The following is a 26951-nucleotide window of genomic DNA, read 5'->3' on the forward strand; positions in this document are numbered from 1 at the left end:
ATGTGGAGGATGCCATACTTCCGCCGGACTTCCAGCGCATCCTCACCGCTGTGCAGCAAACCGCCGGACCGGTCGTGGCCCGGCAGACAGCAAGGTGTTGGCGGCGGATGTCAACGCTCACACGTTCGGAGGTTGGGTGCGCATCGCAGATCACGCCAGGTGGGATCGGGGCTTTCCCGTGAAGTACCTCCTCATGCAGGAGGACGAAGACGGCGAGGAACAGATCTGGGCGAGGTGCGCAGGCGTCGAAGGGCTGTTCGTTGACCCGATTCCACCGCAACGGGAGGTCCTCACCCTTCGCGGATGCCGCCCCGATGGTCTGCTGAGCAGGGTCCTGGCCGAGCCCCATGGCTCGCTACCAAGTCTGGGCGACGTATGCGTCGAGGTCTGGGACGACGAGAAGCCCGTGCAGTGGTGGACTCTTGTGGATACGGTCGTGGTAGCCCATCAGCCCCACCCGGCCGACCCGGCGCGGTACGACGTCCTGCTTGGCGCGGGCGTCAGGGGCGAGGAGAGCTTCTTCGAACTGCCGGCGACACCGCGCTTCGAGCTCTTCGCGGGGACGGCGGTAGCTGCGGCGAGTGCAGGCCGGTGCTCCGCTGTGGACGGACTGTTCAAGCCTCGAGCGGACCCGGCTCCCGTTCCGATGGAGCTGATCGGCTGCGAGCCTTCGGGGCCCCTGCTCTCGGCGCTGCGGCGGCCCCGTCGGTCGGAGCGGGACTGGGCCTACCTGCTCGTCCTGGATCGCCACGGGGCCGTCATGGCCTCCCGCACCGTGGGCCTGGCCATCACCGGAGCGCGACCGTCCGTGCTCGGCGGTACGCTCGTCGACATCGCCCTCACTGACGGTGGCGACGATCGGCCACCGCCGGCGGCCCGCCCGATCTGGGCAGAGTGGTACCAGGGCCCGCCAGCAGAGCCCAACCTGTGGGCGCCGTACGACGCGAAGGGCCGGACCGCATGGTTGGACCTCGCCACTCGCGCCTGGCGGGTGCCCGCGCCCCGGCCGGATCGCTCCGGCGGTGAGCACCATCTCGACGGCCGGTTCGTCACGGACCATCCCGGGCTGCACTGCGCGATCGCAGAGGCCCTGCTCGGGCCCGGCCGTTACTTCGGCCGGGAGTGGAACTCGTTCAAAGACTGCCTGGGCGGTGGATTCGGAGTGGCCCCGCCCTTCACCTTGACCTGGCACGACTCCGAGATCGCCCGCCGCGCACTGGCGGACGTGGTGGAGGACCCGGTGGACGGGCTCTCCTACTTCGAGGACGTCGTGCGGCTCCTTGAACGGTGCGGCGTCACGGTCGTGCTGCGATGAGCCGCATGGACCCGAGCGAATACGGCTCCGGTCCAGGCTGAGTGGACTTCAGCGCCTGCTGCTGCGGGCACGAGCCCGCTGGTGACCTCACCCGATCGCCTCCGGGTACCTGCACACGTACCGCCGTTCCGATCAGAGACCGCCCGTATGGGGACGGGGCGGCCGGCACCCCTGGTGGAGGGTGTCGGCCGCTCCGTCGTGCGGGCGCGCCGCGCAGGCCGGTTGCGCGGGCCCGCGTCAGGGGGCCCCGTGCCCCTCGTGGGGGGAGGGGCCGCCGGCGGCGGGCGAACCGTGGCCGGGGGCCGACTCGATCGTGCCGCCCAGGCGGTCGCGCACCGGGGCCAGCGCCTCGGCGGACCCGGCGGTGACAACCCAGCGGGGGCCGACGAGGTACGTGCCCCCGTAGGCGCGCGCCTCCGCCAGCCAGGCGCTGCGGCCCTCCTCCGTGCCGAACGTGGCCATGCGGTACGCGGTCGGCCCCGTACCGCAGGCTCCCTCCCGCAGCTCCTCGGCGTCCACGGTGACCTCCGGCGTGCAGCCGAGGGCTCCGGCGATGTCCGCGAGCGGGGCGGGGCGGGGTGCCGGGGAGGCGGACGGAGAGGGGGCCCCGCCCGGGGAGGCGGCCGCCCCGCCCTCTCCGCAGCCGCCGCACAGGAGCAGCACGGGCAGGGCGGCGGCGCAGGCGGCCAGGCGGGCGGAGGTCGGGAACACGGCTTTCCTCACGGGTCTCAGCCGGCCGAAACCGGGGCCTTCTTGCCGGTCTCGGTGACCGCGAACCACAGGCCCTGCTTGTTGTGGCCGGTGGTCTGGCCGGGTTCGGTGTCGCCGGTGAAGGTGTACACAGGCCAGCAGTCGATCGTCAGCTGCTCGCTGCCGTCGGGCCGCTTCACGGTGCCGATCAGTTCCGGCCGGATCCCCGACGCCTTGGACTTGTCCACCGGGGCGGCGGGCTTCCACGTCTCCGCGCACGCACCGACACAGGTGGCCTTCATGGGCCACGCGCTGTCCTTGTCGAATCGGTACAGGGTGCGCCACTGGCCGTCGACGAGTATCCTCCCGAGCTTTTCGTTCACGGCGACGGACAGCTCCTTGTCCGGATTCCGCGAATACCCGCCCGAACCGGATCCGCCACCCATTCCCATTCCCATTCCGGTGCCGGACTGGCCGCCGCCGCCCGCCTGCTGCTTCTTGTCGACCGCCTTCTTCCCGTCGGGCGCCAGCGCGTGCCACGTCCCGCCGACTCCCTCGCCGTTCGCCTCGCCCGCCCGGGTGTCCTTGACATACCGGTAGACGGGCCAGCCGGCGAGGGTCAGCTGCCTGGTCCCGTCGGAGCGGGTGACCTCACCGAGCAGGGCCGCGTCGATGCCGGCGGAGGCGGCGGCGTCGGCGGCGGGGACCGGCGGCCACGCCGTGGCGCAGTCCCCGTCGCAGTTCGACTTCGGGGGCTGCGGGGTGTCCTTCTCGAAGCGGTAGAGGGTGGCTCCGGCGCCGTCGGTGACGACGCTGCCGACCGATGCGATCTCCCGTACGGCGAGCTGTCCCGCCGGCCCGGCCTGGCCGCCGCCGGCCGCGGAGCCGGCGCCGGAGCCGCTCAGCTCGCCGGGGGCGGCCCCGTAGCCGCTGCCCGAGCCGTAGGCGTCCGCGAGGGCCTTTCCCGCGCCCACGGGCTGTACGGAATTCCCGCCGCGCGCCTCGCCGCCGCCTCCGCAGGCTGCCGTCAGCATCAGGACGGCGGCCACCGATCCGACGGTTGTCACGCGGCGCATCTTGTTCACGTTCTCTCCTTCGGGCTTTTCCCGGTGGGGGCTGCTGCCGAGTAATTCATAGACCCGGCGGGGGGCTCGGAATGGATACGGCCGGGAATTTGTCAGAAGTCGCTAAGCGGTGAACTCCCGGCCGTGCGCACCGCCGCTCCGGTTCACTCCTGGATGCGCAGCGCCAGGGCGGGGCAGCGCCGCACGGCCCGCAGGGCCTTCGCCCTGAACCGCTCGGGGACGGGCATGACGGCCTGCGCCGGGAAGCCGTCCGCATCCAGCCGGACGACGTCCGGCAGCAGGTCCGCACAGAGGCCGTGGCCCCGGCACAGCGTCCAGTCCACGACGAGCCGCTCGGGGTTCTCGTCTGCGGGCAGGGGCAGCGCCCCGAGGACGCGGCGGCCGCAGCCGCTTCCGAGGGCGTGGTCGCGCAGCTCGTCGGGGAAGACGGCGAGTGCGGAGGCGACGAAGCCGGAGGTGCCGTCGGGGTGGCTGCACGCGCCGCGGCCGCGCACTGCCCGCATGCGGCTCTCGATCGCGTCCCAGGCCGCTCTGCCGCCGCCCGCGACGAGCTCCTCCACGGCCGTGGCGAGGGACGGCAGGCCGCGGACGCACGGCCCGCACTGGCCCGCCGACTCGTCGGCCATCCAGCGGGCCACACGGGCCACTTCGCCCGCGGGGCACGTGTCCTCCGGCAGGGGCAGCACCGCGCCCGCGCCCAGCACGGCGTTGACGGAGGACAGCGACTGGCGGGACAGCGCCACCGAGCGCGCGGCGGCGGCGGTGAGCCACCGGCCGTGGTAGCCGCCGACGAGGACGCCCTGCCCCGGGGAGTACCCGCACAGCTCAAGGACGTACGCCAGGGAGGTGCCGGTCGGCACCTCGACGACGGTCGACCCGGCGACGGTGAGCAGGACGGTGCCGGGCTCGGCGGGCAGGCCGGCCGAGCAGTACCCGGAGGCGCCGAGCCGTGCGGCGACGGCGAGTTGGGCGTACGTCTCGGTGTTGGACAGCAGGGTGGGGACCCCGCCGAGGCCGCGGTCGCTGGTGCGGACCTTCTGCCCGTTGGGCAGGGCGGGCCCGCCCTCGATGCCGTTGATGAGGGAGGTGCCCTCGCCGGTGACGAAGCGCTCGGGGAGCCTGGCGACGCGGACGCGGCTGCCGGCCGGGCCGCGCTCGGCGACGGCCGTGCGCAGGGACCGCTCCACGTCGTCGCGGGTGACGCCGACGACCACGTCGTCGGCGCCGAGCGCGGCGGCGGCGAGGAGCGCCCCGTCGAGGACGAGGTGCGGGGCGTGCAGCAGCACCGCCTTGTCCTTGAGGCAACTGGGCTCGCCCTCGCTGCCGTTGACGACGACGGCGGTGCGCCCGTCACGTGACCGGGCGGTCCGCATGACCGCCCGCAGTTTGCGCGCGAAGGGGAAGCCGGCTCCGCCGCGGCCCCGCAGGTCGATGTCCTCGGCGAGCTCGACGAGTTCTTCGGGCCGGTAGAGGGGCAGGGGGCCGTGCACGGCCAGGTGGTCGGCCCGGTCCAGGCGCGGCAGGGTGTCGAGGCCTGCGAGCACCCGGGGTTGGCCCACGCAGCCGAGGGCCGGGGTCGCTTCGGTCACCGGCCCCTCCGCCTGCTGCCGAGCGGCTGTCCGGCCTGGTCCGGGACCACGTCGAGCCGGCTGGTGACGAAGGCGGCGCCCGCGCCGTAGGGCGGGCGGTCGGGGATCGGGGCGAGGGTCGGCCGCGGAGGGGCGTCCGGGCGCTGCGCCCGGCCTGCGGCGGCAGGGCCCTGCGGGGGCAGCGGGTCGGGGAGGGTGTCGACGAACGGGCCGGGCTGCGGTGCTGGCGGGCTCCCCCCGCCCTGCCGGGCGAGGCGGGCGGTCAGCCGCTCGGCGGCCCACTCGGCGGGCCGCCGTACGAAGCGCTGGGCGGCGCCGGCGCGGTCCTGGCCCCCGGGGCGGGGGGCGGACTGGGGCTGAGCGGCGCCGGGGCGGGCCCGCTCGGTGCGCATCCGCTCCCGCATGCGCAGGACGAGCAGGGTGGCGACCGCGACGAGGCAGAGGGCGTACGCCGCGGTGACCCAGCCGCTGGCCGGGCGGCCGGCCTTGAGGCCGTGCACGAGCGACGCCCCCCAGGCGGGGTAGGCCCCGACGTGCAGCGCCCGCCACCAGCGGGAGCGGCCCTTGGTGGCGAACGCGCTGCGGACGGCGCCGGAGACGGCCGTGCTGACGAAGAGGTACCCGGCGAGGCTGCCGAGGCCGATCAGCATCGGCTGGTTGTCGTCGGTGAAGGGGATGAGGACGGAGCCGACGTCCGTCCGCGATTCGGCGATCTTGATCCAGACGTGCAGGGCGAGGAAGCCGAGGCCGGCGACCGCGAGTCCGCGGTGGACGCCCTGAGCGACGATCCGGTGGCCGGACGTGAGGAGGACGCGGTCGGTGGCGGCCAGGCCCCACAGGACGGCGGAGGTCAGGGAGACGAGCGAGAGGACGCCCGCCCCGTAGTCCAGGAACTCCCACAGGTTGGTGAGGGCGCCGGCCCGGGCGGCGATGCCGAGGGCCAGGAGGGCGGCGAGCGCGCCGAGGGCCAGGGTGGCGGGGCGGGGGCCTCCGGCGGGGGACAGCAGCGGAGGTCGGCGCACCGCCCGCCGTCCGGCTGCCGCGGCCGCAGCCGCGCCGGCGTGGCGTCTGGTCCGGCGGGCCCGGTGGGAGCGGGGCGCGCGGGTCTGGGACAGGGGCATCGGGTTCTCCCATACGCCGGGCCCGAGGCACTCCACTTCGCACTCGGCGCCCGGGGGGTGGTCGACGGAACTGCTCCGCGGCGGGCGGGAGATGGGCCTCGCCGGCCGGGAGCGGGGGCCGGAGTGCAGAAGCATCGTGGACCTCCGCAACGCCTCCACAGTATTTATCGAATCGTGACAAGTTCTTGTGCGTGTGGCGCCGCCGCGACGAACGTCCCCGGAAGATTCCCTTCCAACGGTGCGGCGGCCCGCCCGGTCACACCCGGTCGGCCGCCACACCTCCCCGTCGGCAAAATCGAGGCAAAGCCGCGGGACCGCAAGTGGTTGACGCCCTCCTGGAGGGTGTACGAGGTGCTCAACTGCCCCGTCCGCACCGCCGGTACGGGCAGGGGGCGGCTCGACGCAGGCCTGTCACCCTCCCCGCGGGGCAGGCCGTACCCCGGCATGAACGAGGTAACAATGTGCGAACTGCTGAACCGTATCTGGGCCCGACCGCGCGGCGAGTGGACCCGGGTCCTGCGCCGGGAGCTCCCCGCCCTGGCATCCGGGATGGTGGAGGAGCTGAGGGACGGCATCCCCGGCTTCGCCGCGCTGGTGGATGACCTCGACGACGAGGTGGTCAGAGCACAGGTCGAGGCGGCCCTGCTGACAGCGCTCGGGTACCGGGAGCCGGTGACGCGCCCCCAGGAGCGGGCGGAGGCGCACGGCGCCGCGCCCGACGGCGGCCCCGAGCCGGTCAGGGCCGGCCCGTACGGCACGCCCGCGGGGCATCCGGACATCGACGACGACACCGACGGCGACGGCGGCGGCCGTGGGGGGATCGACCCCGACGAGGACATCGACCTCGACGTGGCGGCCCTGGACGCGGCTGCCGGGCTTCCCGGAGGCGCCCTCCACGGGCCCGGGCTCCACGGCGGGGGCGCGGATCCGGTCCTGGACCGGATCCCCCGGCAGAGCTCGTACCGGACACGGACGGCCCCGCTCACGGTGGTCGCGTCCGACGGCCCGGGCAGCACCTGCGAGCGGGCGCGGAGGGAGCTCTTCTCCGCTCTTATAAGTGACATGCCCATGGCTGAAATCGCGCTGTCGGAACTCGCCCGCGCCGCCGGCTGGCCCCTTCCCCCCGAAATACGCGCCATCGCCCTGGCGACGCCGGGCGAGACCCAGCAGCTGGCCGCCTCCCTCGGCGACGCCCTGGCCGGCATGGTCGGCGGGCAGCCGTGCCTCCTCCTCCCCAGTCCCGAGGACCCCGACACCCGCACCGCCCTGGAGCCCCTGCTGCGCGGCCGGTTCGCGGCCGTGGGCCACCCCGTCGCACCGCGCGACACGAGCCACTCCCTGCGCTGGGCCCTGCGCCTGCTGGCCCTCGCCCCCCACCGGCCCGGACCGGAGGGCCGGCCCCTCTTCGTCGACGACCACCTCTCCACCCTCCTCCTGCTCCAGGACGAACCCCTCGCGCACGCCCTGGCCGCCCGCTGGCTGCGGCCGCTGGCCGACCTGACACCGCGCCAGAGCGAGCGGCTCGAAGTCACCCTCCTCGCCTGGCTGGAGGGCGGGGGCGCCCCGGAGGCCGCCAAGGCCCTGAGCGTCCACCCGCAGACCGTCCGCTACCGGATGCGGCAGCTGGAGAAGCTGTTCGGCCCCGGACTGCGCGACCCGCGCACCCGCTTCGAGCTGGAGATGGCCCTGCGCAGCCGCCGGCTCATGGCGCAGGTGCGGCGCCAGTACGCGCGGGTCGGCCGCAAGGCCCGCGCCGCCGCCACCGACTTCCGCCCCCTCGGCGTGGACCGCATGGCCCGCGTCAACGGCCTGTAGCACCGCGGCCCGCCGGCGCGGGCGGCACCTCCACAGCCACCCGGCCCCCCTCCCCTCCCCCTGCCCCTAATCCCCTTCCCCCGCATCGACTCCCCCACGGCCCCGGCCCCCTCGCCGCCCACCCGGCGCGAGCGGCCCGGGGCCGTGCGCGTGCCCGCGGCCGGGCGCGGGCGGGGCGCCCGGACCGGCGGGCAGCGCGGCGTACAGGTCCAGCAGTTCGGCGTATGCGCGCGAGCAGTGCGCACAGGAGGCCAGGTGCTCGGCGAGGCCGGGCGCGCGCAGGGCCCCGCCGCGCCGCACCGCCGCGCCCAGCGGGCCCGCGTACCGGCGGCAGCGGGGGTCCGGGGCCCCGTCGAGGTGGGCACGCAGGTACGCCTCCCGCAGCCCCTCGCGGGCCCGGAAGGCCAGCGACGTCACCGCGCTGGGAGTGATGCCGAGCAGCAGCGGCACGGGGTGCGGGCAGTCGTCCTCGACCAGCGTGTGCCACAGGACGGCCCGCCACCGCTCGGGCAGCGTGCGGAACGAGCGGGCGACGAGCCGGCGGTCCTCGCACTCCAGCAGCCGGCGCTGCGGGTCCTCGCCGACCGCGCCGGGGCCGCACCACGGCTCGACGTCGGGCGTCAGCAGCGTCCGGCCCGCGCCGGCCCGCCACTCCGAGGCCGTGTGCCGGACGACCGCGAGCAGGTACGGGCGCCAGCGCTCCCGCGGGCCGGCTCCGGACCGCACGGCCTGGAGGGTCCGCAGGAAGGCCTCGGAGGCGAGGTCCTCGGCGTCGTGCGGCGTACGGCAGCACGCGCGCGCACATGCGAAAGCGGCGGCACCGTGCCGCCGGTGGAGCAGTTCGCAGACTCCGGCGTCCGCGGTCCCCGCCGCGAACGCCCGCCGCAGCCGCCGGATGAGCTCCGCGTCGGACGGCCCGGCTCCGCCGGCCGCGTCCGGCATGGGCCGCGGCTCCGACTGCGACTGCGGTTCGGTCCGGGGCCCGGGTTCGGGCTCGGGTTCGGGCTCGGGTTCGGGCTGGGGTTCGGGCTGGGGTTCGGGTGCTAACCCGGACATGGCACTCCCTCGGTACGCAGGCCCCGCCGGGGCCCTTGGAACGGCTGCACACATGCGTAAGGCGGTGCCGGCCCGAAGTCGGCTTCGGGCCGGCACCGCTCTCGGGGCGGCGCTGGGGAGGGGAGGGGGCGCCGCCCCGAGGGACTCAGCGGCAGGTGCGCCCGTCGTTGATGCAGCGCACTGCGTTCGCCATGAGCCGGTCGGACATCACGTTGATGAAGTCGCCGTGGTCGGTGACCGGCTTGTGCAGCTGCTCGGGAAAGCTGTCGACGGCGAACCGGGAGCCGGGCGGCACGCTGTAGACGATCCGCTGGACGAGCTGCGGGATGGCCTTGAAACCGGGCTTGCAGGAGCCGTCCCTGTTCGCGAAGGCCACGTGGGTGCGGTGGTTGGCGCTGTCGGTGTTCCGCCCGTCCCAGCAGCTCTGGAAGTTGAACGTGCGGACCACGTCGCTGCCCCTGGGGCAGATCGGGTACTTGTCCTTCAGCTGCCGGTTCTCGAAGCCGGTGCAGCTCCACGAGGCGTTGGCGTTCCCGACCCCGTTGGTGAAGGCCTTGGCGTCGCCGGTGATGATGCGCAGGAAGCGGGGCATGGCGGCGACCTTGGAGACCGGGCTGCCCTTGAACTCGATCGTCACCTGCTTCGGCTTGAGGATGGTGCCGACGTTGCCGTCCTGGCCGCCGCCGGGCGCGTTGGCGTCGCGTTCGGCACGGCCGTCGCGGAGCCGGAGCACGGGCCAGTAGTAGGTGGACTTGTCCCCGTTGGTGCAGGTGGTGCCGGAGGCGGCGAGGCTGTTGTTGGTGGAGAAGGCGTCCGTGGTGAGGTTGCCGACGTAGTCGTGCATGTGGTGGGCGCCGTTGCTGACGCCGGGCGCGACGATGACGTTGTCCGGGTTGAAGTGGCCGTTCTCGTTGCGGCCGCAGTTCACCGAGAAGGACCCTCTGGAGGCGTTCCCGCGGTTCGCGGGCTTGCGGACGTTGGGCCGGACGTTGCCGATCGCGACGAAGTCGCTGCGGGCCGGGCCGCCCTTGGCCGCCGCCTGGCCGCCCTGGGCCGCGGCGCCCTGTGCTGCGGCCCCCTGCGCCGCTGCCGGTTCGTCCTTGGGGTCGGGGGCGGCCGCCTGCTTCATCTCGCAGCCGGCGAGCCCGTCCAGGCCCTGGGGGCGGGCGCCCGCGCCCGCCATCGCGTCGCCTATGGCGCCTATGGTCCTGCCGCGCTGCTGCCGGAGGCCGCTGAGCAGGGTGCCGCCCTTGGCACGGCCCGTGGCGAGCTGCTTGTAGGCGTCGGCGACCTGGGTGTCGAGCTGGGCGAGGTTCTTGTCCACCTCCGCGCGGGCCTTTTCGGGGACGTCCGTGAGCTTGTCGCCGACGTCCGGGCAGTCGATGGTGGCGGTCACCGGCGCGGCGCGGTCGTCCTGTCCGGCGAACGCGCCCTGTGCGACGAACACGACCCCGCCGCCGCCCAGGACCAGGGCGGACACCATGGCGAGGACCTTGTGCGACGTCCGCAGACGGCGTTTGTGGCCCTTTTGACTCATGCGATCACTTCACTTCGGTCGGGAAACGGTGGAGGAGGCGGGCGCGGGCACGGCGGCCGGCGGCGTGTCCGCAAGGCCGTCGAAATCGACCATGCCGGTGGCCTCCAGGACCGTGATGTGGTCCAGGACCGCGGCGTTGGCGTCGGTGGCCAGCCCCCGGACCATCGAGTTGCGGGTCTGCGCCCGGATCTGGGCCACGAGCGAGAACACCTTGCCGTGGGCGCGGCGCAGCAGCTGGGCGAAGAGCTGCTCGTACTGGGCGCCTTGGGCGTTGGTGAGCTGGTCGAGCCATTCCTGCTGCTGCTGGGTGGGCCGGTCGGGCAGTTCCATGCCGAGCGCCCCGCCCACTTCCAGGGCGCGCCGGTCCAGTTCGGTGTGGCCCTCGACGAGGTGCTCGCCGGCCGTGCGCATGGTGGAGCGGTTGCTGCGCTGGAGGGCCTGGCGGCCGGCGGGCAGCTCCCACAGTCCGGCGAGGCGCACCTTGCGGACGAAGTCCCGGTCCTGGGCGGTCAGCGGCCCGAAGGCCGTGCTCATGGTTCCGAGGCCGTCGTCGTCGGCCGCGGGGAGCGTGGTCGCTGCGGCCGATCCCCCGTTGAACTTCTCCACGGGGACAAGCAACGCGATCAGGGTGAAGGCGAGGGCGCCGATGACGGCGACCGTGGCCAACACGTGTCTCGATGCGACCGACATGCTGCCGACGGCCGACCGACGGAATGACAGCACTGTGCCTCCTTGCTGCATGGTCCGGAAGGGGCGGCAGGGGCAAGGGACACGGCAGTCGTGCCGCGTGTACCCGCGCTCCCCGGGTGCCACGGGACGCTAGTGCCCGTTGTGGTGGTCGTTCGGAAGGACCATCACGAATGGACAAACATCCGGTCCATTCCCCGGAAGGCTGGTACCGTGCCGCGGCCGCGGGTCCCGTCAGAGGGGGTGGGCGCGGGCGATGAGCAGGGCGACGTCGTCGCGGTCGTCCGGGCGGCGCAGCCGGCCCAGCAGCAGGTCGCAGGTCGCCTCCAGGGGGCGGCCCGGTGTGTCGAGCAGGTCGGTGAGGGCGCGGAGCCGGGTGTCGATGTCCTGGTCGCGGCGCTCCACGAGGCCGTCGGTGTAGAGGACCAGTTCGTCGCCGACGTCCAGGTCGAGGGCGGCGGCCTCGAAGGGCACGCCGCCGACGCCGAGGGGCACCCCGGTGGGCAGGTCCAGCAGCTCGGGCGGGCGGCCCCGGCCGACGCGTACGGGCGGCAGGTGGCCGGCGGAGGCGATGCGGCAGCGGTTGCGGCGCGGGTCGTACACGGCGATGACGCAGGTGGCCATGGTGTGGCCGAGTCCGGTGGCGGTGTGGTCGAGGCGGGTGAGGACGGCCGCCGGGTCGAGGTCGAGTTCGGCCAGGGTGCGGGCGGCGGTGCGGAGTTGGCCCATGGCGGCGGCCGCGTTGATGCCGCTGCCCATGACGTCCCCGACGACGAGCGCGGTCTTGTCGTCGGCGAGGGGGATGACGTCGAACCAGTCGCCGCCGACCTCGCCGGCGCTCTGGGCGGGCTGGTAGCGGAAGGCGATCTCCAGTCCGGGTGTCGGGGTGGGCTGGTGGGGCAGCAGGTGCCGCTGGAGGAGGAGCGCGGCGCGGCGCTGCTTCTGGTACCAGCGGGCGTTGTCGATGCAGACGGCCGCGCGGGCGGCCAGCTCCTGGGCGAGCAGGACGTCGTCCTCGTCGAACGGCAGCGGGTTGTCGGCGCGCTGCAGGCCGAGCGCGCCGATGACCTCGCCGCGGGCGATGAGCGGCACGGCGAGGTAGGAGTGCAGCCCCGCCTCGGCGAGCAGCGCGGCGGCCTCGGCGTCCCGGGCGATGCCGCCGAGGTCGCCGGGCGTGACGCGGGCCTGGAGCGCGGGCCGGCCGGTGCGGACGCAGCGGGTGACGAGGCGCGTGTCGTCGTAGCGGGCGATGGTGCCGACCGGGTCGACAGCCTGGACGGCGGGGCCGGGGCGGGCTGCTTTGACGGCCAGGGCCCGGAACCGGACGGTGCCGGCAGGGACCGTGCCGGACGGCTGCTCGCCGGTGAGGACCTCGTCGAGGACGTCGATGGTGGCGACGTCGGCGAGCTGCGGCACGGCCATGTCGCCGAGCTCCCGGGCCGTGACCCCGAGGTCCAGGGTGGTGCCGATGCGGACGGAGGCGTCGGCGATGAGGGCCAGCCGCTGCCGGGCCAGTGCGATGGCCTGCGCCGTCTTGTGCTGCTCGGTGACGTCGGCGATGGAGGCGGCGATGCCGATGGGCCGCCCGGCCGGGTCGTCGAGGCGGTAGTAGGAGGCGGAGAAGGCGTGGTCCTGGTGGGGGTCGGCGGGGGTGCGGCCGGTGGTGAACTGGTCCAGCCGGGGGACACCCGTCACCAGCACCTCCCGCATGGCCGCCTCGATGGCCGCGGCGTCCACCCGGGGCAGGGCCTCGTGGACGCGGCGGCCCAGGTGCTGCTCGGCCGGGATCCCGTTGATCCGTTCGAGGGCCGGGTTGACCATGACGTAGCGCAGGTCGGTGTCGAGGACGGCCAGCCCGATGGGCGACTGGGAGACCAGGCGCAGGGAGAGGGCGAGGTCGCGCTCCAGACGGCGCAGGGTCGCCTGGTCGGAGGCGATGCCGAGGGCGTAGAAGCGGCCCTCGCGGTCCTCCAGGCGCATGTTGCGGAACTCGGTGAGCCGGGTGCCGCCGTCCTTGTGGTGGACGGGGAACACCCCGGCCCAGGGCGAGCCCTCGGACATGACCTTGTCGAAGAGGGAGAGGACCACGCCCAGGTGCTCCTCGCCGACGAGGAGGCGGGCGGCGTACTCGCCGAGCGCCTCCTCGGCCGGGTATCCGAAAAGCTCCTCGGCCTGCGGGCTCCACAGGACGATCCGCCCCTGGGAGTCGAGCACGACAGCGGCGACGCCGAGCACGTCCAGCAGCCCCCGGCCGGTGCCGGGGCCGGCGGGCCCGGTCCTGCCGACGGCCCCGCCCGGCTCGGTGCGGCCGGTCTCGCCGGTCTCGCCGGGCGGGCCGGTGGGACCGATCGGGCCGGTGGGGCCGGTGGGGCCGGTGGGGCCAGTGGGGCCGGGGGTTCCCGTGGGGCCGGTCGGGTCCGGCGGGGTGCCTGCGGAGTCGGCCGGGACGCCGTTCGCCGTGCTCATGCCGACCGCTCCTTCCCGTCCGCCGCCGAGAGCGGAAGCGCCGGCCCGCCCGTTCCGTGCCCCGGGCGGACCCGGGACGTCTCCATCCTCCCTCCCCCGCCGCGGACGGGCAGCCCCAGCCGCGCCCGGATTCGGCCGTACGACGGAGTCCGGGGCCGAGGAGGCACCGCGGACCCCGCGCCGGGGTCCCCCGTACGTCGTACGCCGCTCGGCCCATGCCCGCGGAGGCGGCCGACCGCGCCGGGGCCGGACTGCGCACCGCGCAGCCTGCGCCGTCGCGCCGCGGGCCGCCGCCGGGCGTCCGCCGGGCCGCGGGCCGCGGCCCGAATCAGGCGGTGTGTCGGCCAGTTGTCCGGATCCTTGCTCGTCCGAGAGGCGCACAGGAGGCGGCCCTCCGGGATGATTCGCCCGGACCTGTCCGTGCAACAGGGTGGTGGGCCCACCGACTTCACGGAGAGGAAACGGCATTTCGTGAACATCACACGCCTCGCGCCCGTGCTCGCCGCCGCAGGCCTGCTCGCCACCACCGTCCCCCTGCTGTCCGCCCCGCAGGCCGCGGCCGCCGGAACCCCGGAGTTCGTCCCGCAGAAGCCCGCATGGCAGCGGTGCAGCCCCGAGCAGCCGGCCTCCTACGAGTGCGCGACCGTCAAGGTGCCGCTCGACTACCGGCGCCCGCAGGGGCGCACCATCGACATCGCGATATCCCGGATGAAGAGCGCCGACCCGGCCAAGCGGCACGGCGTGCTGCTGATGAACCCGGGCGGCCCCGGCGGCCCCGGCCTCGACCTGCCGCTGATGGCGGACGAGTTGATGCCGAAGGACGTGCGCGACCGGTACGACGTGATCGGCTTCGACCCGCGCGGCGTCGGGGCGAGCAGCCCGGTCACCTGCGGCCTGACCGACGAGGAGCAGGACTTCAACCGGCCGTACAAGGAGGAGACCTTCCCGGCGGACGTCGCGTGGGCGCAGGCGGTCGCCGACAAGTGCCGCGAGAAGTCGGGGCGGGTGCTGCCGTTCATCACCACACGCAACACGGCGCGCGACATGGACGCGATCCGCGCTGCCCTGGGCGAGAAGAAGATCAGCTATGTGGGCTACTCGTACGGCACGTACCTGGGCACGGTGTACTCGCAGATGTTCCCCTCCCGCACCGACCGCTTCGTCCTCGACAGCGGCGTGGACCCGAAGCGGGCGTGGCGCGGCATGATCCAGGTCTGGGCGACCGAGGCCGAGCCGGCGTTCGCGCGCTGGACGCGTTGGGCTGCCGAGCGGGACGGCGAGTACCGGCTGGGCGCGACGCCCGGGGCGGTGTCCAGGACGTTCTGGGACCTGGTGGCCCGCGCGGACCGCGAGCCGATCGACTTCGAGGGGCAGAAGCTCACGGGGGACGACATCCGCACCGCGCGGGCGCTGTTCTTCTACCCCGCGCAGGCGTCGCCCGTCGTCCGGGCGCTGGTCGACGCCGCGGAGGGCCGGCCCGCCGCCCTCACCCCGGAGCAGCGCGGTCTGCTCCGGCCGGCGTCGGAGCCGGCGTCTGACAACGGCACCGCCGCGTTCTGGGCGGTGGTGTGCGGGGACGTGGAGTGGCCGCGCTACCCGGAGCAGTACGCCCGTGAGGCCGCCCGCGACAAGGCGAGGTACCCGCTGTACGGCGACTTCGCCTCCAACATCAAGCCGTGCGCGTACTGGCAGCGGCCCATCGAACCGCCCACGAAGACGAACGTCCGGGCGAACGTCCTGACCGTGCAGAACGAGTGGGACTCCCAGACCCCGCTGGACAGCGGCCGGGCCCTGCACCGGGCGCTCGCGGGCTCGCGCATGGTGCTCGCCGAGGGCGGCGAGGGGCACGGCGTGTACATGTTCGAGCCGGAGTCCTGCGTCAACGCGACGGTCAACGCCTACCTGGCGGGCGGCGGCCTGCCCGCGGCGGACGTGACCTGCCGGAACGCTCCGGCGGGCGAGCGCCGCGCCGAGCTGGTGCCGTCCTCGCCGCAGCGCTTCCCGGGCGGCTCGCCGCTCCGGTTCTGAGCCCGCGCGCCGTCGGGCGCGCAGGCGTACGCCGGTCCCGTGCTCCCGAGCGGAGTGCGGGCCCGGAGCCCGGCCGGCCCGCCCGGGCCGGCCGGCGTCACGCCTGCCTCGCCCCGCCGGTGTCCGCGCCCGCCCCGCCGGCGGCCCCCGGACCGGGGCCGGCTGCGGCCGGCGGGGCGGCCGGGGCGGGCGGGCCGCCGGACCGGGCCGAGCGGAGCGGCGTCAGCAGCCCGGCGGCTGCGATGAGCAGGCAGAACACGCCGGATCCTGCGGCAACGGGGTCGGGGCGGCCGGCGCCACGCCTCAGGCGAGGAGCGCGTAGACCGCCGACGCGGTCGCGGCCGGGTCCTGCGCCCCCTCCGGAGTCATCGTGACGTCCGCGAAGGCCATCCGCTTGCCCAGCTTGGTGACCCGCACCTCGATGAGCACGTCGGAGCCGGCCACGGGCCGCTGGAAGCTCGTCGACTGCTGGACGGTCGTCATCGGCCCGTACCCGCCGCGCGCGGCGCTGATCGCGATGACGGTGGCGGTGTCGGCCGCGGCCATCAGGGCCTGTCCGGACAGCCCGCCGCCGTCCCGGGCGAGCTCCCCGGACCAGGGCAGCCGCAGCACGGCGTGCCGGTCGCCCGTCTGCTCGACGGTCAGGCCCAGGGCCAGCACCCACGGGGCGAAGTTGTCCTTGAGGACCTTGTCTGCGTCTGCCGGTGTCAGGGTCACCCGCAGATTGTGGCGGCCCGGCGGGGCCGCCACAATCCCCCCGGGTCAGAGCGAGGCGGCCAGTTCGGTGCCCTGGCGGATGGCCCGCTTGGCGTCGAGCTCGGCGGCGACGTCGGCGCCGCCGATCAGGTGCGCCTCGACGCCTGCCGCGCGCAGCTCCTCGTACAGGTCGCGGCGCGGCTCCTGGCCGGTGCACAGGACGACGGTGTCGGCGGGGACGAGGCGCTGCTCGCCGTCGACGGTGATGTGCAGGCCGTCGTCGTCGATGCGGTCGTACGAGGCGCCGGCGACGGACACGACGCCGCGGTGCTTGAGTTCGGCGCGGTGGATCCAGCCGGTGGTGGTGCCGAGGCCGGCGCCGACCTTGGTGGTCTTGCGCTGGAGGAGGTGGACGCGGCGCGGGGAGGCCGGGCGGTCGGGGGCGGTCAGGCCGCCGGGGCCGGCGTACGAGGTGTCGACGCCCCAGTGGCGGAAGTAGACCTCCGGGTCCTGGGAGGCGCCCTCGCCGCTGTCCGTGAGGTACTCGGCGACGTCGAAGCCGATGCCGCCGGCGCCGACGACCGCGACGTTCTCGCCGACGGGGGCGCCGTCGCGCAGGACGTCGAGGTAGCTGACGGCCTTGGCGTGGTCGACGCCCTCGATGGCGGGGATGCGGGGGGTGACGCCGGTGGCGACGACGACCTCGTCGTAGCCGCGCAGGAGCTCCGGGTCGGCGGCGGTGTTCAGGCGGACCTCGACGCCCTGCTCGGCGAGCTGGTGGCCGAAGTAGCGGATGGTCTCCTCGAACTCCTCCTTGCCGGGGATGCGGCGGGCGATGTCGAGCTGGCCGCCGATGTGGCCGGAGGCCTCGAAGAGGGTGACGGTGTGGCCGCGCTCGGCGGCGGTGACGGCACAGGCGAGGCCGGCCGGGCCGGCGCCGACGACGGCGACGCGCTTGGCGAGCCGGGTGGGCGAGAGGACGAGCTCGGTCTCGTGGCAGGCGCGGGGGTTGACCAGGCAGCTGGTGATCTTGCCGCTGAAGGTGTGGTCGAGGCAGGCCTGGTTGCAGCCGATGCAGGTGTTGATGGCCTCGGGGCGGCCCGCGGCGGCCTTGGCGACGAAGTCGGCGTCGGCGAGGAAGGGGCGGGCCAGGGAGACGAGGTCGGCGCGGCCTTCGGCGAGGATCTCCTCGGCCTTCTCGGGGGTGTTGATGCGGTTGCTGGTGACGAGCGGGACGGACACCGCTCCCATCAGCCGCTTGGTGACCCAGGTGTAGGCGCCGCGCGGGACGGAGGTCGCGATGGTGGGGATGCGCGCCTCGTGCCAGCCGATGCCGGTGTTGATGATGGTGGCGCCTGCGGCCTCGACCTCCTTGGCGAGGTGGACGACCTCGTCGAGGGTGGAGCCGCCGGGGACCAGGTCGAGCATGGAGAGGCGGTAGATCAGGATGAAGTCGGGGCCGACGGCCTCGCGGGTGCGCCGGACGATCTCCAGGGGGAAGCGCACGCGGTTCTCGTACGAGCCGCCCCAGCGGTCCTCGCGGCGGTTGGTGGCGGCGGCGGTGAACTCGTTGATCAGGTAGCCCTCGGAGCCCATGATCTCGACGCCGTCGTAGCCGGCGAGCCTGGCGAGGCGGGCGGCGCGGACGAAGTCCTCGACGGTCTGCTCGACCTCGGCGCCGGTCAGCTCGTTCGGGACGAAGGGGCTGATGGGCGCCTGGAGCGCGCTGGGGGCGACCAGGTCCTTGTGGTAGGCGTAGCGGCCGAAGTGGAGGATCTGCATGGCGATCTTCCCGCCCTCGGCGTGCACCGCCTCGGTGATCACCCGGTGCTCGGCGGCCTCCTCCTTGGTGGTGAGGCGGGAGCCGCCCTCGAAGGGCCGGCCCGCGTCGTTGGGGGCGATGCCGCCGGTGACGATCAGGCCGGCGCCGCCGCGGGCGCGCTCGGCGTAGAAGGCGGCGAGGCGCTCGAAGCCGCCCTCGTGCTCCTCCAGGCCGGTGTGCATCGAGCCCATGACCACGCGGTTCGGCAGGGTGGTGAATCCGAGGTCCAGGGGGCTCAGCAGGTGCGGGTACCGGCTCTGGGAACTCATGGGGGCGCCTCCTCGCGCGGGGGTGGATGGAACCTGTTGTAGCGAGGAGGCCCCCCTTTTGCAACTAGGTGCATAACCGGGCCGGGGCCACTCCCCCGGCGCGGCGGGCCGGCCGGCCCGCCGGCTGTGGCGGAACCCACACCCGGCGGCCGGCCGCGGTCAGGCGCGGCGCAGGCGGACCGTGGCGATCTGGAACGGGCGCAGCGCCAGCGGCACCGACCCGTCCGCCGCCGGCGGGCCGACCGCGGTGCCGTCGAGGGGCCGCTCCAGCAGGTCGCTCTCGACGGCGGCCACGGGCCGGAAGTCCGCCGTGAGGACCGCCGCGGCACGGCCGCCGAGGCACTCGTACAGGCGGACCACGACGTCGCCGCTGCGGTCCTCCGCCAGCTTGACCGCCTCCACGACCACCGCGCCGCCCGCCGGGCCGCCCGCGGCCGCCACCGAGACCAGCGGGGCGACGGGGCCGGCGCCGGGCACCGTGCGCTCGGGCAGGTTGAGGAAGCGGGCCTCGCGGACCGCGTCGCCGATCCCGGCCCCCGGCGCCAGCGCGTACCGCAGCGTGTGCCGGCCCTGGTCGGTCTCCGGGTCGGGGTAGCGGGGCGCCCGCAGCAGGGACAGCCGGACCGTGGTGGTCTGCCCGCCGTCGGGCCGCACGTCGCGGGTGACGTCGTGGCCGTACGTGGAGTCGTTGAGGAGCGCGGCGCCCCAGCCCGGCTCCCCTGCGTGGATCCAGCGGTGGGCGCAGATCTCGAACTTGGCCGCCTCCCAGGAGGTGTTGGTGTGGGTGGCCCGGTACACGTGCCCGAACTGCGTCTCGGAGGCGGTCCGTTCGGCCTTGACGTCCAGCGGGAAGGCCGCCTTGAGGAACTTCTCCCTCTCGTGCCAGTCGACCTCGGCGACGAGGTCGACCTGTTGGGCGCCCGCCCGCAGGGTGATCCACTGGGTGGCCCGGGACCGGCCGAAGGAGCGCTCCACACGGACCGCCGCGGCGTCCGGGCCGTGCTGCTCGGCGGCCAGGGAGTCGTGGTCCGCGAGGTCGGTGACGTGGTTGCGGTAGAACGCGTCGACGTCCCAGGCGTCCCACATGTTCGGCAGGTCGCGGTGGATCTGGAGCAGGTTGGCGGCCTGACCCGGGGCCACCGCCTCGCGGCCGGCCGCGAGGTCGACGGCGGAGGTGATCAGGCCGCGCCCGTCGACCTCCACCCGGAGCAGCCCGTTCTCCAGGACGTACCCGCCCTGCGGCCGGTCCCGCAGGGACACCCGCCCGGCCGGCGGCTCCGGCACCCCGGCGCCGCCCGCGGGCACGCCCCGGCGGGCGTGCGGGGCGCAGTTGAAGACGAGCCCGGTGTCGCCCTCCCCGGCGAGCGCGGCCTGCGCCGCGACGGTGATCGCACGCAGCTCGGTGTGGATCCGGGCGTACGCGGCGCGGGCCTCGCGGTGCACCCAGGCGATGGACGATCCGGGCAGGATGTCGTGGAACTGGTGCAGCAGCACCGTCTTCCAGATCCGCTCCAGCTCCTCGTACGGGTAGGCGTACGACGGCACCCGCACGGCGGCGGTGGCCGCCCACAGCTCCGCCTCGCGCAGCAGGGACTCGCTGCGCCGGTTGCCCTGCTTGGTCTTGGCCTGGGAGGTGTAGGTGCCGCGGTGCAGCTCCAGGTAGAGCTCCCCGGCCCAGACGGGGGCGTCGGGGTATTCGGCGCGGGCCTTCTCGAAGAACGCGTCGGGCGCCTCGACCTCGACGCGCGGGGAGCCTTCGAGGTCGCGCAGGCGGGCGGCCCGGGCGAGGTGCTCGCGGGTCGGCCCGCCGCCGCCGTCGCCCCAGCCGAAGGGGGCGAGGGAGCGGGTGCCGCGGCCCTTCTCGCGGTAGTTGCGGGCCGCGTGGGCCAGCTGGGCCCCGCCGAGGTCGCCGTTGTAGGTGTCGACGGGAGGGAAGTGGGTGAAGACGCGGGTGCCGTCGATGCCCTCCCACAGGAAGGTGTGGTGGGGGAAGGCGTTCACCTGCGACCAGGAGATCTTCTGCGTCAGGAACCACTGCGAGCCGGACAGGCGGATGATCTGCGGCATGGCGGCGGTGTAGCCGAAGGAGTCGGGGAGCCACACGTTGCGCGTCTCGATGCCGAACTCGTCCAGGAAGAACTTCTTCCCGTACAGGAACTGCCGGACCATGGCCTCCCCGCCGACCATGTTCGTGTCGGACTCGACCCACATGCCGCCGACCGGCACGAAGCGGCCCTCCGCGGCCTTCTTCTTGATCCTCTCGAACAGTGCGGGCCGGTGGGTCTTGATCCAGTCGAGCTGCTGGGCCTGGGACATGGCGAAGACGAAGCCGGGGTGGCCGTCCATGAGGGAGACCGCGTTGGAGGCGGTCCGCGCGACCTTGCGGACCGTCTCGCGCAGCGGCCACAGCCAGGCCGAGTCGATGTGCGCGTGGCCGACGGCGCTGATCCGGTGCGCGGAGGCGGCGGCCGGCGAGGCGAGCACCCCGGCCAGCCGGGCTCGCGCCGCGGCGGCCGTGCCGGGCACGTCGTCGGGGTCCACCTCGTCGAGGGCCGCGTCGAGCGCGCGCAGGATCGCGTACCGGCGGGCGTCGTCGGCGGCGAGCTGCACCATCAGGTCGTGGAGGACCTCCAGGTCCTGGACGAGCTCCCAGACCTCCGCCTCGAAGACGGCCAGGTCCATCCGGGCGAGGCGGTAGAGCGGCTGCGCGCCGCTGGTGAGCCTGTCGCCCTCGGAGGTGGGGGCGTGTTCGACGAGGACCGGGTTCGCGGCGGCCTCGACGTACCACTCGATCCGCTCGCCGCCGGCAGCCCGGTCGGCGACCCGCACCCAGTCGTTGTACGGGTTGAGGCCCTTGACCTCGCTGCCGTCGGCGAGGTGGACGAGGCCCTCGCACTGGAAGCCGGGCATCATCCGGTCGAATCCGAGGTCGAGGACGGCCTCCACGGTGCGCCCGGCCCAGTCGCCGGGCACACTGCCGCTGACCTTGAACCAGGTGGTGCCCCAGGCCGGCCCCCAGGCGTCGCCGACGGCGCAGGGGGCGTACGGGGCCGCCAGGCCCTCGGCGACGGGCACCGGCTCGCCGGGGGCGTCCCAGCGCTCGACGGCGAGGGGGACGGGCCGGGAGTACACGGCGGGTTTGATGCGCTCGGCGAGGGTCCGGCGCAGGCGGTGCTCGGTGATGCTGCGGTCGTCGTGCACGGCGGCTCCAGGGAGGCGGACGGGACGGGGCGGGGCGGGAGGTACGGCCGGGCGGCGGGCGGGCGGCGGTCAGAGTTTGACCGCTCCCTCGCCCACCCCCTTGAAGAAGAAACGCTGGAGGGCGAAGAAGAGCAGCACCATCGGCAGCAGTGCGGCCATCGCACCGGCGGCGATGATCCGCTGGTCGTTGGTGGTGGTGGCGCCGGCGAGGGTCTTCAGGCCGAGCTGGAGGGTGTAGTGGTCGCTGTCGGTGAGGACGAGCAGCGGCCAGAGGAAGTCGTCCCAGGCACCCATGAAGCTGGTCAGGCACACGACGGCCAGGGAGCCCTTCGCGGCGGGGAGGAAGACGCGGGTGAAGCGGGTCCACTCGCCGGCCCCGTCGAGGACGGCGGCCTCCTCGATCTCCTGCGGCACGGCCAGGAACGCCGACCGCATGATCAGGATGTTGAGGACGGAGACGGCCCCCGGGAGCCAGACCCCGACGAGGGTGTCGACGAGCCCCATGCCGCGGATGGTGAGGAACATCGAGACCATGACGGACTCGAACGGGAACATCAGCGTCGCCACGAGCACGGTGAACACGGTGCGGCGGCCCGGCCACCCGGCCCGGGAGAGCGCGTAGCCCCCCATCGCGGCGAACACCGCGTTCGAGGCGACGGCGAGGGCTGCCACGACCAGCGTGTTTCCGGTGTACTGGAGCAGCGGGAACGACTCGGCGACGCGGACGTAGTTGTCGAGGGTCGGCTGCGAGGGCAGGACGCCGTGGTAGACGTTCTCGGTGCGGCCGCGCAACGAGGTCAGGAACTGCCAGGCCAGCGGCCCGGCCATCAGGGCGAGCACGGCCAGGAGGAGGGCGTACCGGGCGGCGAGCACCGCCGCGCGGCGGGCCGCGTGCCGGGTGCGCATCACGTCTCGTCCCCCCTCGCCAGGCGGCGGCCGAGCAGGCTGAAGGCCAGGGTGAGCAGGAACAGCAGCAGGGAGATCGCCGAGGCGTAGCCGGTCTCGCCGGCGAAGCCGAGACCGACCTGGCGGATGAGGAAGGGCAGGGTGCGGGCGCCGCCGCCCGGGCCGCCGCTCTCGCCGCCGAGGATGTAGACCTCGGTGAAGACGCGCAGCGCGGACACGGCGGAGAGGGTGCCGACCAGCAGCATCATCGGCTTCACCTGCGGGACGGTGATGTGGACGAAGCGGCGGACGGGGCCGGCGCCGTCCAGGGCGGCCGCCTCGTGGAGGGAGGCGGGGACGTTCCCGAGGGCCGCCAGGTAGAAGACCATGTAGTAGCCGAGCCCCTTCCACACGGTGACGAGCATCGCGGAGACCAGCAGCATCGTGCTGTCCGTCAGGAACGGCACCGGCTCCGACACGATCCGGAGCCTCAGGAAGACCGTGTTGACGAGGCCGTCGCTGCGCAGCACCCACTGCCAGACGAGGCCGACGACGACGGCCGAGGCGATCACCGGCGTGTAGTACGCCGAGCGGAAGAACCCGATGCCGGGCACCCTGGCCTGCACCAGCACGGCCAGCGCGAGCGGCAGCAGCACCAGGCACGGCACGACGACGAGCAGGTACAGGACGCTGTTTCCCGCGGCGGTCCAGAAGTCCGGGTCGGCGAGCGCCCGGCGGTAGTTGCCGAGGCCGACGAAGCCGCCGCCGGTGAGGATGCGGGCGTCGGTGAACGACAGGACCACGGTGTTGGCGAACGGCCACAGGCCGAACAGCGCCACCGCCGCCAGGCCGGGCGCGAGGAACAGGTACGGGCTCCACCACCGGCGGTGGAGGGGCCCGCGCGCCGCCGCCCCCGCGGTGCGCGGGCCGGCGGGCCGCCGGCTTCCGCGGGTCACCTGCGGGCCGCGTCGGCGAGCAGCTTGTCGGCCTCCTCCTGGGCCCTGCGCACGGCGGTCGCGGCGTCCTGCTCGCCCTTGATCGCCTTCTGCACCTCGCGGACCACGGCGTCGCCGACCTGGTTGGTCCATTCGACGGGGGTGTTGGCGTCGAGGGCGGCGGTCTTCAGCTGCTCGGCGCCGACCGCCCGGGCGACCGTGTCGGCGTCGCGGCCGTCCCCGCGGTCGGCGAAGCGGGGGTCGGCGAGGCCCTGCGCGCTGGAGGGGTAGACGGTCGCGTTCCGGGAGAACTCGACCTGGTTGGGCCCGTTGGTCACCCACCGGGCGAACGCGATCGCGGCGTCCGGGTGGCGGGTGCTCTTGCGGATCCCGAGGGACTGGGCGTAGATGCCGATGTGGCCGAGCCTGCCGGTGACGGCGCCGGCGACCCGGGTGTCGGCGTAGACCTGCGGGGCGTTCTGTTTGATGTCGCGGACGAAGCCGGGGGATCCGGGGCCGAAGACGAGCTTTCCGCTGCCGTACAGCTGGTTGACGTCGTCGGAGGTGAGGAGCGACTCCTTCGGCATGGCCCCCTTGGCGTACAGGGACTTCATCCGCTCGACCCAGGCGACGGCCTCGGGGGTGTCGAACGCGAACCGGTCCCGGGCTGCGTTGAGGATCGGGACGCCCATCTTCTGCCAGTCGCCGGGGAGCCTGCCCTTGGGGTCGGCCATGAAGGCCGCGTACCGGCCCCCGGAGCGCTCCGCTATCCGGTCGGCGTGGTCGAAGAACTGCTCGACGGTGGTCGGCGGCCGGTCCGGGTCGAGGCCGGAGGCGCGGAAGAGCTCCTGGTTGTAGGTGAGGATCTCCGGGGTGACGTACCAGGGGTAGGCGAAGACGCTGTCGCCGCGGCCGGGGAGCTTGAACTGCTCCCAGGCACCGGGGATGTACTCCTTCGCGGCGCCGGGGTCGAGGGCGGCGACGTCGGCGAGCAGGCCGCGGTCGGCAAGGAGCTGGAAGGAGTCGGTGTTGAGGTTGACGACGTCGGGGAGGGCGCCCGCCTGGGCGTCGGCGACGAGCTTCTCGTTGTAGCCGCCGCCGGGGACGTCCTCCCAGCGGACGCGGACGCCGGGGTGCTCCGCCTCGAAGGCGTCGACGACGCCCTGCACGTACGCCGTGTACGTGGGTTTGAGCTGGAGCGTGCGGAAGGTGATCTCGCCGGAGGCCTTTCCGGTGCGGCGGGTCTCGCCGCCGTCGGGTGCGCCGTCGAGCCCGCACGCGCCGGCGGCGAGGAGGACGCCGGCCAGGAGTGCGGCGCGGGCGGTTGTGCGGCGGGGGCGGGGCGGGCGTGCGGGCAGGTGCGAACGGTTCATCGTCGGCCGCCTTAGGGGAGTTCCGGCCTCGCTGCCGGAGCGCGGGCCCACGCTGGACCCCGCTGCGGACCGCGTCAATGCGGCCCCGCGCGGGGTGGCCGGGGAGCCGTGCCCCGTACGGCGGCCCGGGCAGCCGCGGGGGTCCGCGGGGCGGCCGGGTCAGAGGGCGGCGGCCTGGACTGATGCGGATGAGGCGGGTGTTCCGGGCGGACTGCCGCCGTGCGGAGCGGGAGGCGGCCCGGCGCCGCATTTTGACTTCATCAGGGCGGCTCCGGTCCGCCGCCGGCCGGGGGAAGTCCGGAAATGCCGTCCCCTGCGGGCGCCCCACCGGCCACACTCTTCCCATGACCGGTCGTGATCTCGGTGAGCCGCCCCGGCCCGACGTCCCTCCGCAGCAGCCGTCGGCGCCCCCCGGCTTCGGCCCGGCGCCGCAGCCGTACGCCCCCGCGGCGCCCGTACCGGTCTCCCGGCACGGGATGCGGGGCGAGCGGGCCGCGGTGGTCGCGGCCCTGGCCGCGGCGGCGCTCGCCGTCGCCGGGTTCGGCTGGGCGGTCCTCGGCGGCAGGGGCGGCGAACCGGAACCGTCCGCGGGCGGCGGGGCGTCCGCGTCGCCGCCCGCCTCCCCCTCGGCTTCCGTGGACAAGGGCGACGGCAAGGGGACCGGCACGGGACCCGACACCGTCGACCCCAACGCCGGGATCAAGCCCGGCGAGGCCCCGATCTGGCTGGTCGAGAACCGCGTGGAGGTCGCCGGGGCGGGCGCCCGGCAGTACGGCCCGTGGCGCGTGGGCGAGGTGGTGGTCCGGGCCATGGACAAGGAGATCGCCGGGTACGGGGCGGCCGACGGCCGGGAGAAGTGGAAGGTGCAGCTGGAGACCCCGCTGTGCGGGGTGCCGAAGGAGCCGGCGGCCGGCGGGAAGCTCGTCGTCGCGGTGCGGGAGGGCCAGGGGCCGACCACGCACTGCAACGCGCTCCGGCAGATCGACCTCGCGGCGGGCAAGGCGGGCTGGAAGGCCCCGGTGCCGCAGGAGAACGACTACGACCGGCCGCTGGAACTGCAGATGGCGGTGTCGGGCGACACCGTGGCCGTCGCCCGGTCGGCCGTCATGAGCGGGTTTTCGGCCACGGACGGCAGGAAGCTCTTCGGGACCTCCAAGACGGGCGGCTGCTACCCGGTGGCCTTCGGCGGCGGCGCCCGGCTGGTCCTCGTCCGCCGGTGCCCCGACCCGGGCGGCGCCCCGGGAGCGGGGCGGTCCCTGCTGGAGGAGGTCGACCCGGCCACGGGCGCCGCGAAGTGGGGCCACACGTTCGAGGGCGGCTGGACCGTCGGCCGGGTCCTGTCCTCCGACCCGCTGGTCGCGGCCGCCTACCACAGCGGCCGCAAGGCGTGGAGCCTCACCGCGTTCACCGCGGACGGCAAGGTCCGCTCGCACGGCGAGGCGCCGTTCGGGACCGACAAGCGGTGCAACGGGTGGGGCGACGGCAGCGGCGCCCTGGGGGACTGCCCCGCTGCCGTGGCCGACGCCGGCGCCCTGTACCTCGCCGGCGGCGCCCCGGGCCGCGAACTGGGCATCGACCTCACCGACCACGTCGTCGCCGTGGACCTCGCCACCGGCAAGGAGAAGTGGCGGGCGAAGGCCCCCGACGGCCGCCGGATCTGGCCGACGGCCCTGGAGGACGGCAAGGTCGTCGCCTACCTGTGGCCCGAAGGCAGGGCGGCGGGGGCCATGGCCGCGCTGAAGCCGGCGGACGGCTCGCTGGAGGTGTTCCTGCAGAGCCCGGCCGGAGCGGCGGGGGCGCAGCAGGTCTTCTTCCCGCACGGCGCGCACACGGCGTGGGCCGGCGGACGGCTGTTCCTGCTCAACGGGCGGGTGAAGAGCCCGGAGCCCGGACTCGTCCACCACGCACTGCTGTCGTTCGGCAGATAGCCGGGGCCGGCCTGCGCCCCGCCGGGGTGCGGGCCGGACCGGGCCGCTCCGGCGGTTACTGGAGCGGGTACTGGACCTTCTCGGCGAGCTTGCCGTCCTTGAAGCAGAGGCGGTAGACGGTCTCGCCGGCCGACTCGCCCTCGCCGTTGACGAACCAGGAGCAGGTGCTGCCCGCGGGCTCGGCCGGGCCGCCGGTCTTGAGGGCGTCCTTGATGAAGGAGTCGCCGGACGGCAGCTTGGCGCGGACGGCGTCCTCCGCGTCGCCGACCTGCACGGCGGCGTACACCGACGGGTCGATCATGGTCTTGTTCGCGGCGTCGACCACCTTGGTGAGCCCGAACGCCAGCGCGACCGCGCCGGCGATGCCGATGACCAGCGCCACTCCGCAGCCGATGAGACATCCCTTGCGCCGTGCCATGCCCGTTCCTCCGTGCGTCTTCCGCGTGCCGTGGG

The 26951-nt window shown here is 74.6% G+C and carries 20 protein-coding genes; 4 read left to right on the plus strand and 16 right to left on the minus strand.

Going from position 1 to position 26951, the window contains the following annotated elements:
- Positions 1-178 precede the first annotated feature (178 nt).
- On the plus strand, positions 179-1315 hold the full coding sequence (locus tag MUK52_RS03770) for a barstar family protein (protein WP_284574619.1): 1137 nt from the start codon (positions 179-181) through the stop codon (positions 1313-1315).
- 237 nt (positions 1316-1552) lie between these two features.
- Here MUK52_RS03770 and MUK52_RS03775 read toward each other — a convergent pair whose 3' ends face one another.
- From MUK52_RS03775 to MUK52_RS03790, 4 genes are all read right to left on the minus strand, one after another.
- Positions 1553-2026: a hypothetical protein gene (locus tag MUK52_RS03775; RefSeq protein WP_114055219.1), complete on the minus strand. Its 474-nt coding sequence runs from the start codon at positions 2024-2026 to the stop codon at positions 1553-1555.
- Positions 2027-2043: 17 nt separating this feature from the next.
- Positions 2044-3081, minus strand: coding sequence for an SCO0930 family lipoprotein (locus tag MUK52_RS03780; protein WP_114058610.1), 1038 nt, complete (start codon positions 3079-3081; stop codon positions 2044-2046).
- Positions 3082-3233: 152 nt separating this feature from the next.
- The gene (locus tag MUK52_RS03785; protein ID WP_114055218.1) at positions 3234-4679 is read right to left on the minus strand and encodes an NADH-quinone oxidoreductase subunit NuoF family protein; all 1446 of its coding nucleotides are present in this window, start codon (positions 4677-4679) and stop codon (positions 3234-3236) included.
- Entirely contained in the window at positions 4676-5800 is a 1125-nt protein-coding gene (locus MUK52_RS03790; RefSeq protein WP_284574620.1) for a hypothetical protein, read from the minus strand. Before MUK52_RS03790 ends, MUK52_RS03785 begins: the two co-directional genes overlap by 4 nt.
- Positions 5801-6244: 444 nt before the next feature.
- Between MUK52_RS03790 and MUK52_RS03795 the strand changes: the two genes are divergently transcribed.
- The gene (locus tag MUK52_RS03795; RefSeq protein ID WP_284574621.1) at positions 6245-7615 is read left to right on the plus strand and encodes a PucR family transcriptional regulator; all 1371 of its coding nucleotides are present in this window, start codon (positions 6245-6247) and stop codon (positions 7613-7615) included.
- Positions 7616-7681: 66 nt separating this feature from the next.
- Here the strand turns inward: MUK52_RS03795 and MUK52_RS03800 are convergent, their stop codons facing one another.
- The 4 genes from MUK52_RS03800 to MUK52_RS03815 form a co-directional block, all read right to left on the minus strand.
- Positions 7682-8557: an RNA polymerase sigma factor gene (locus MUK52_RS03800; RefSeq protein ID WP_284574624.1), complete on the minus strand. Its 876-nt coding sequence runs from the start codon at positions 8555-8557 to the stop codon at positions 7682-7684.
- 259 nt (positions 8558-8816) lie between these two features.
- Positions 8817-10208: a DUF1996 domain-containing protein gene (locus tag MUK52_RS03805; RefSeq protein WP_284574626.1), complete on the minus strand. Its 1392-nt coding sequence runs from the start codon at positions 10206-10208 to the stop codon at positions 8817-8819.
- Positions 10209-10217: 9 nt separating this feature from the next.
- The gene (locus MUK52_RS03810) at positions 10218-10931 is read right to left on the minus strand and encodes a DUF4142 domain-containing protein (RefSeq protein WP_284574627.1); all 714 of its coding nucleotides are present in this window, start codon (positions 10929-10931) and stop codon (positions 10218-10220) included.
- A 198-nt stretch (positions 10932-11129) separates the two neighbouring features.
- The gene (locus tag MUK52_RS03815; RefSeq protein WP_284574629.1) at positions 11130-13361 is read right to left on the minus strand and encodes a SpoIIE family protein phosphatase; all 2232 of its coding nucleotides are present in this window, start codon (positions 13359-13361) and stop codon (positions 11130-11132) included.
- A gap of 471 nt (positions 13362-13832) precedes the next feature.
- Between MUK52_RS03815 and MUK52_RS03820 the strand changes: the two genes are divergently transcribed.
- Positions 13833-15389 (plus strand): alpha/beta hydrolase, encoded by a 1557-nt coding sequence (locus MUK52_RS03820; RefSeq protein WP_284574630.1) that lies wholly within the window; start codon positions 13833-13835, stop codon positions 15387-15389.
- Positions 15390-15486: 97 nt separating this feature from the next.
- Here the strand turns inward: MUK52_RS03820 and MUK52_RS03825 are convergent, their stop codons facing one another.
- The 7 genes from MUK52_RS03825 to MUK52_RS03855 all read right to left on the minus strand — a co-directional run bounded on the left by MUK52_RS03825 (position 15487) and on the right by MUK52_RS03855 (position 24570).
- Positions 15487-15648, minus strand: coding sequence for a hypothetical protein (locus tag MUK52_RS03825; RefSeq protein WP_284574631.1), 162 nt, complete (start codon positions 15646-15648; stop codon positions 15487-15489).
- 44 nt (positions 15649-15692) lie between these two features.
- Positions 15693-16106 (minus strand): PaaI family thioesterase, encoded by a 414-nt coding sequence (locus MUK52_RS03830; RefSeq protein ID WP_284574632.1) that lies wholly within the window; start codon positions 16104-16106, stop codon positions 15693-15695.
- A gap of 45 nt (positions 16107-16151) precedes the next feature.
- Positions 16152-18176 (minus strand): oxidoreductase, encoded by a 2025-nt coding sequence (locus MUK52_RS03835; protein WP_284574633.1) that lies wholly within the window; start codon positions 18174-18176, stop codon positions 16152-16154.
- A gap of 159 nt (positions 18177-18335) precedes the next feature.
- On the minus strand, positions 18336-21377 hold the full coding sequence (locus MUK52_RS03840; RefSeq protein ID WP_284574634.1) for an alpha-mannosidase: 3042 nt from the start codon (positions 21375-21377) through the stop codon (positions 18336-18338).
- A gap of 69 nt (positions 21378-21446) precedes the next feature.
- Complete coding sequence (locus MUK52_RS03845) at positions 21447-22283, minus strand: carbohydrate ABC transporter permease (RefSeq protein WP_284574635.1); 837 nt, start codon at positions 22281-22283, stop codon at positions 21447-21449.
- Positions 22283-23218, minus strand: a complete 936-nt coding sequence (locus MUK52_RS03850; RefSeq protein WP_114055208.1) for a carbohydrate ABC transporter permease — start codon at positions 23216-23218, stop codon at positions 22283-22285. Before MUK52_RS03850 ends, MUK52_RS03845 begins: the two co-directional genes overlap by 1 nt.
- On the minus strand, positions 23215-24570 hold the full coding sequence (locus tag MUK52_RS03855; protein ID WP_114055207.1) for an ABC transporter substrate-binding protein: 1356 nt from the start codon (positions 24568-24570) through the stop codon (positions 23215-23217). The genes MUK52_RS03850 and MUK52_RS03855 overlap by 4 nt, the downstream gene beginning before the upstream one ends.
- Before the next feature lie 344 nt (positions 24571-24914).
- Here MUK52_RS03855 and MUK52_RS03860 point away from each other — a divergent pair, with 344 nt between their 5' ends.
- Positions 24915-26498, plus strand: coding sequence for an outer membrane protein assembly factor BamB family protein (locus tag MUK52_RS03860; RefSeq protein ID WP_284574636.1), 1584 nt, complete (start codon positions 24915-24917; stop codon positions 26496-26498).
- 55 nt (positions 26499-26553) lie between these two features.
- Here the strand turns inward: MUK52_RS03860 and MUK52_RS03865 are convergent, their stop codons facing one another.
- Positions 26554-26916: a hypothetical protein gene (locus MUK52_RS03865; RefSeq protein WP_114055205.1), complete on the minus strand. Its 363-nt coding sequence runs from the start codon at positions 26914-26916 to the stop codon at positions 26554-26556.
- Positions 26917-26951 lie beyond the last annotated feature (35 nt).

This window comes from Streptomyces sp. 2P-4 (assembly GCF_030167965.1).
Lineage (GTDB): Bacteria > Actinomycetota > Actinomycetes > Streptomycetales > Streptomycetaceae > Streptomyces > Streptomyces globosus_A.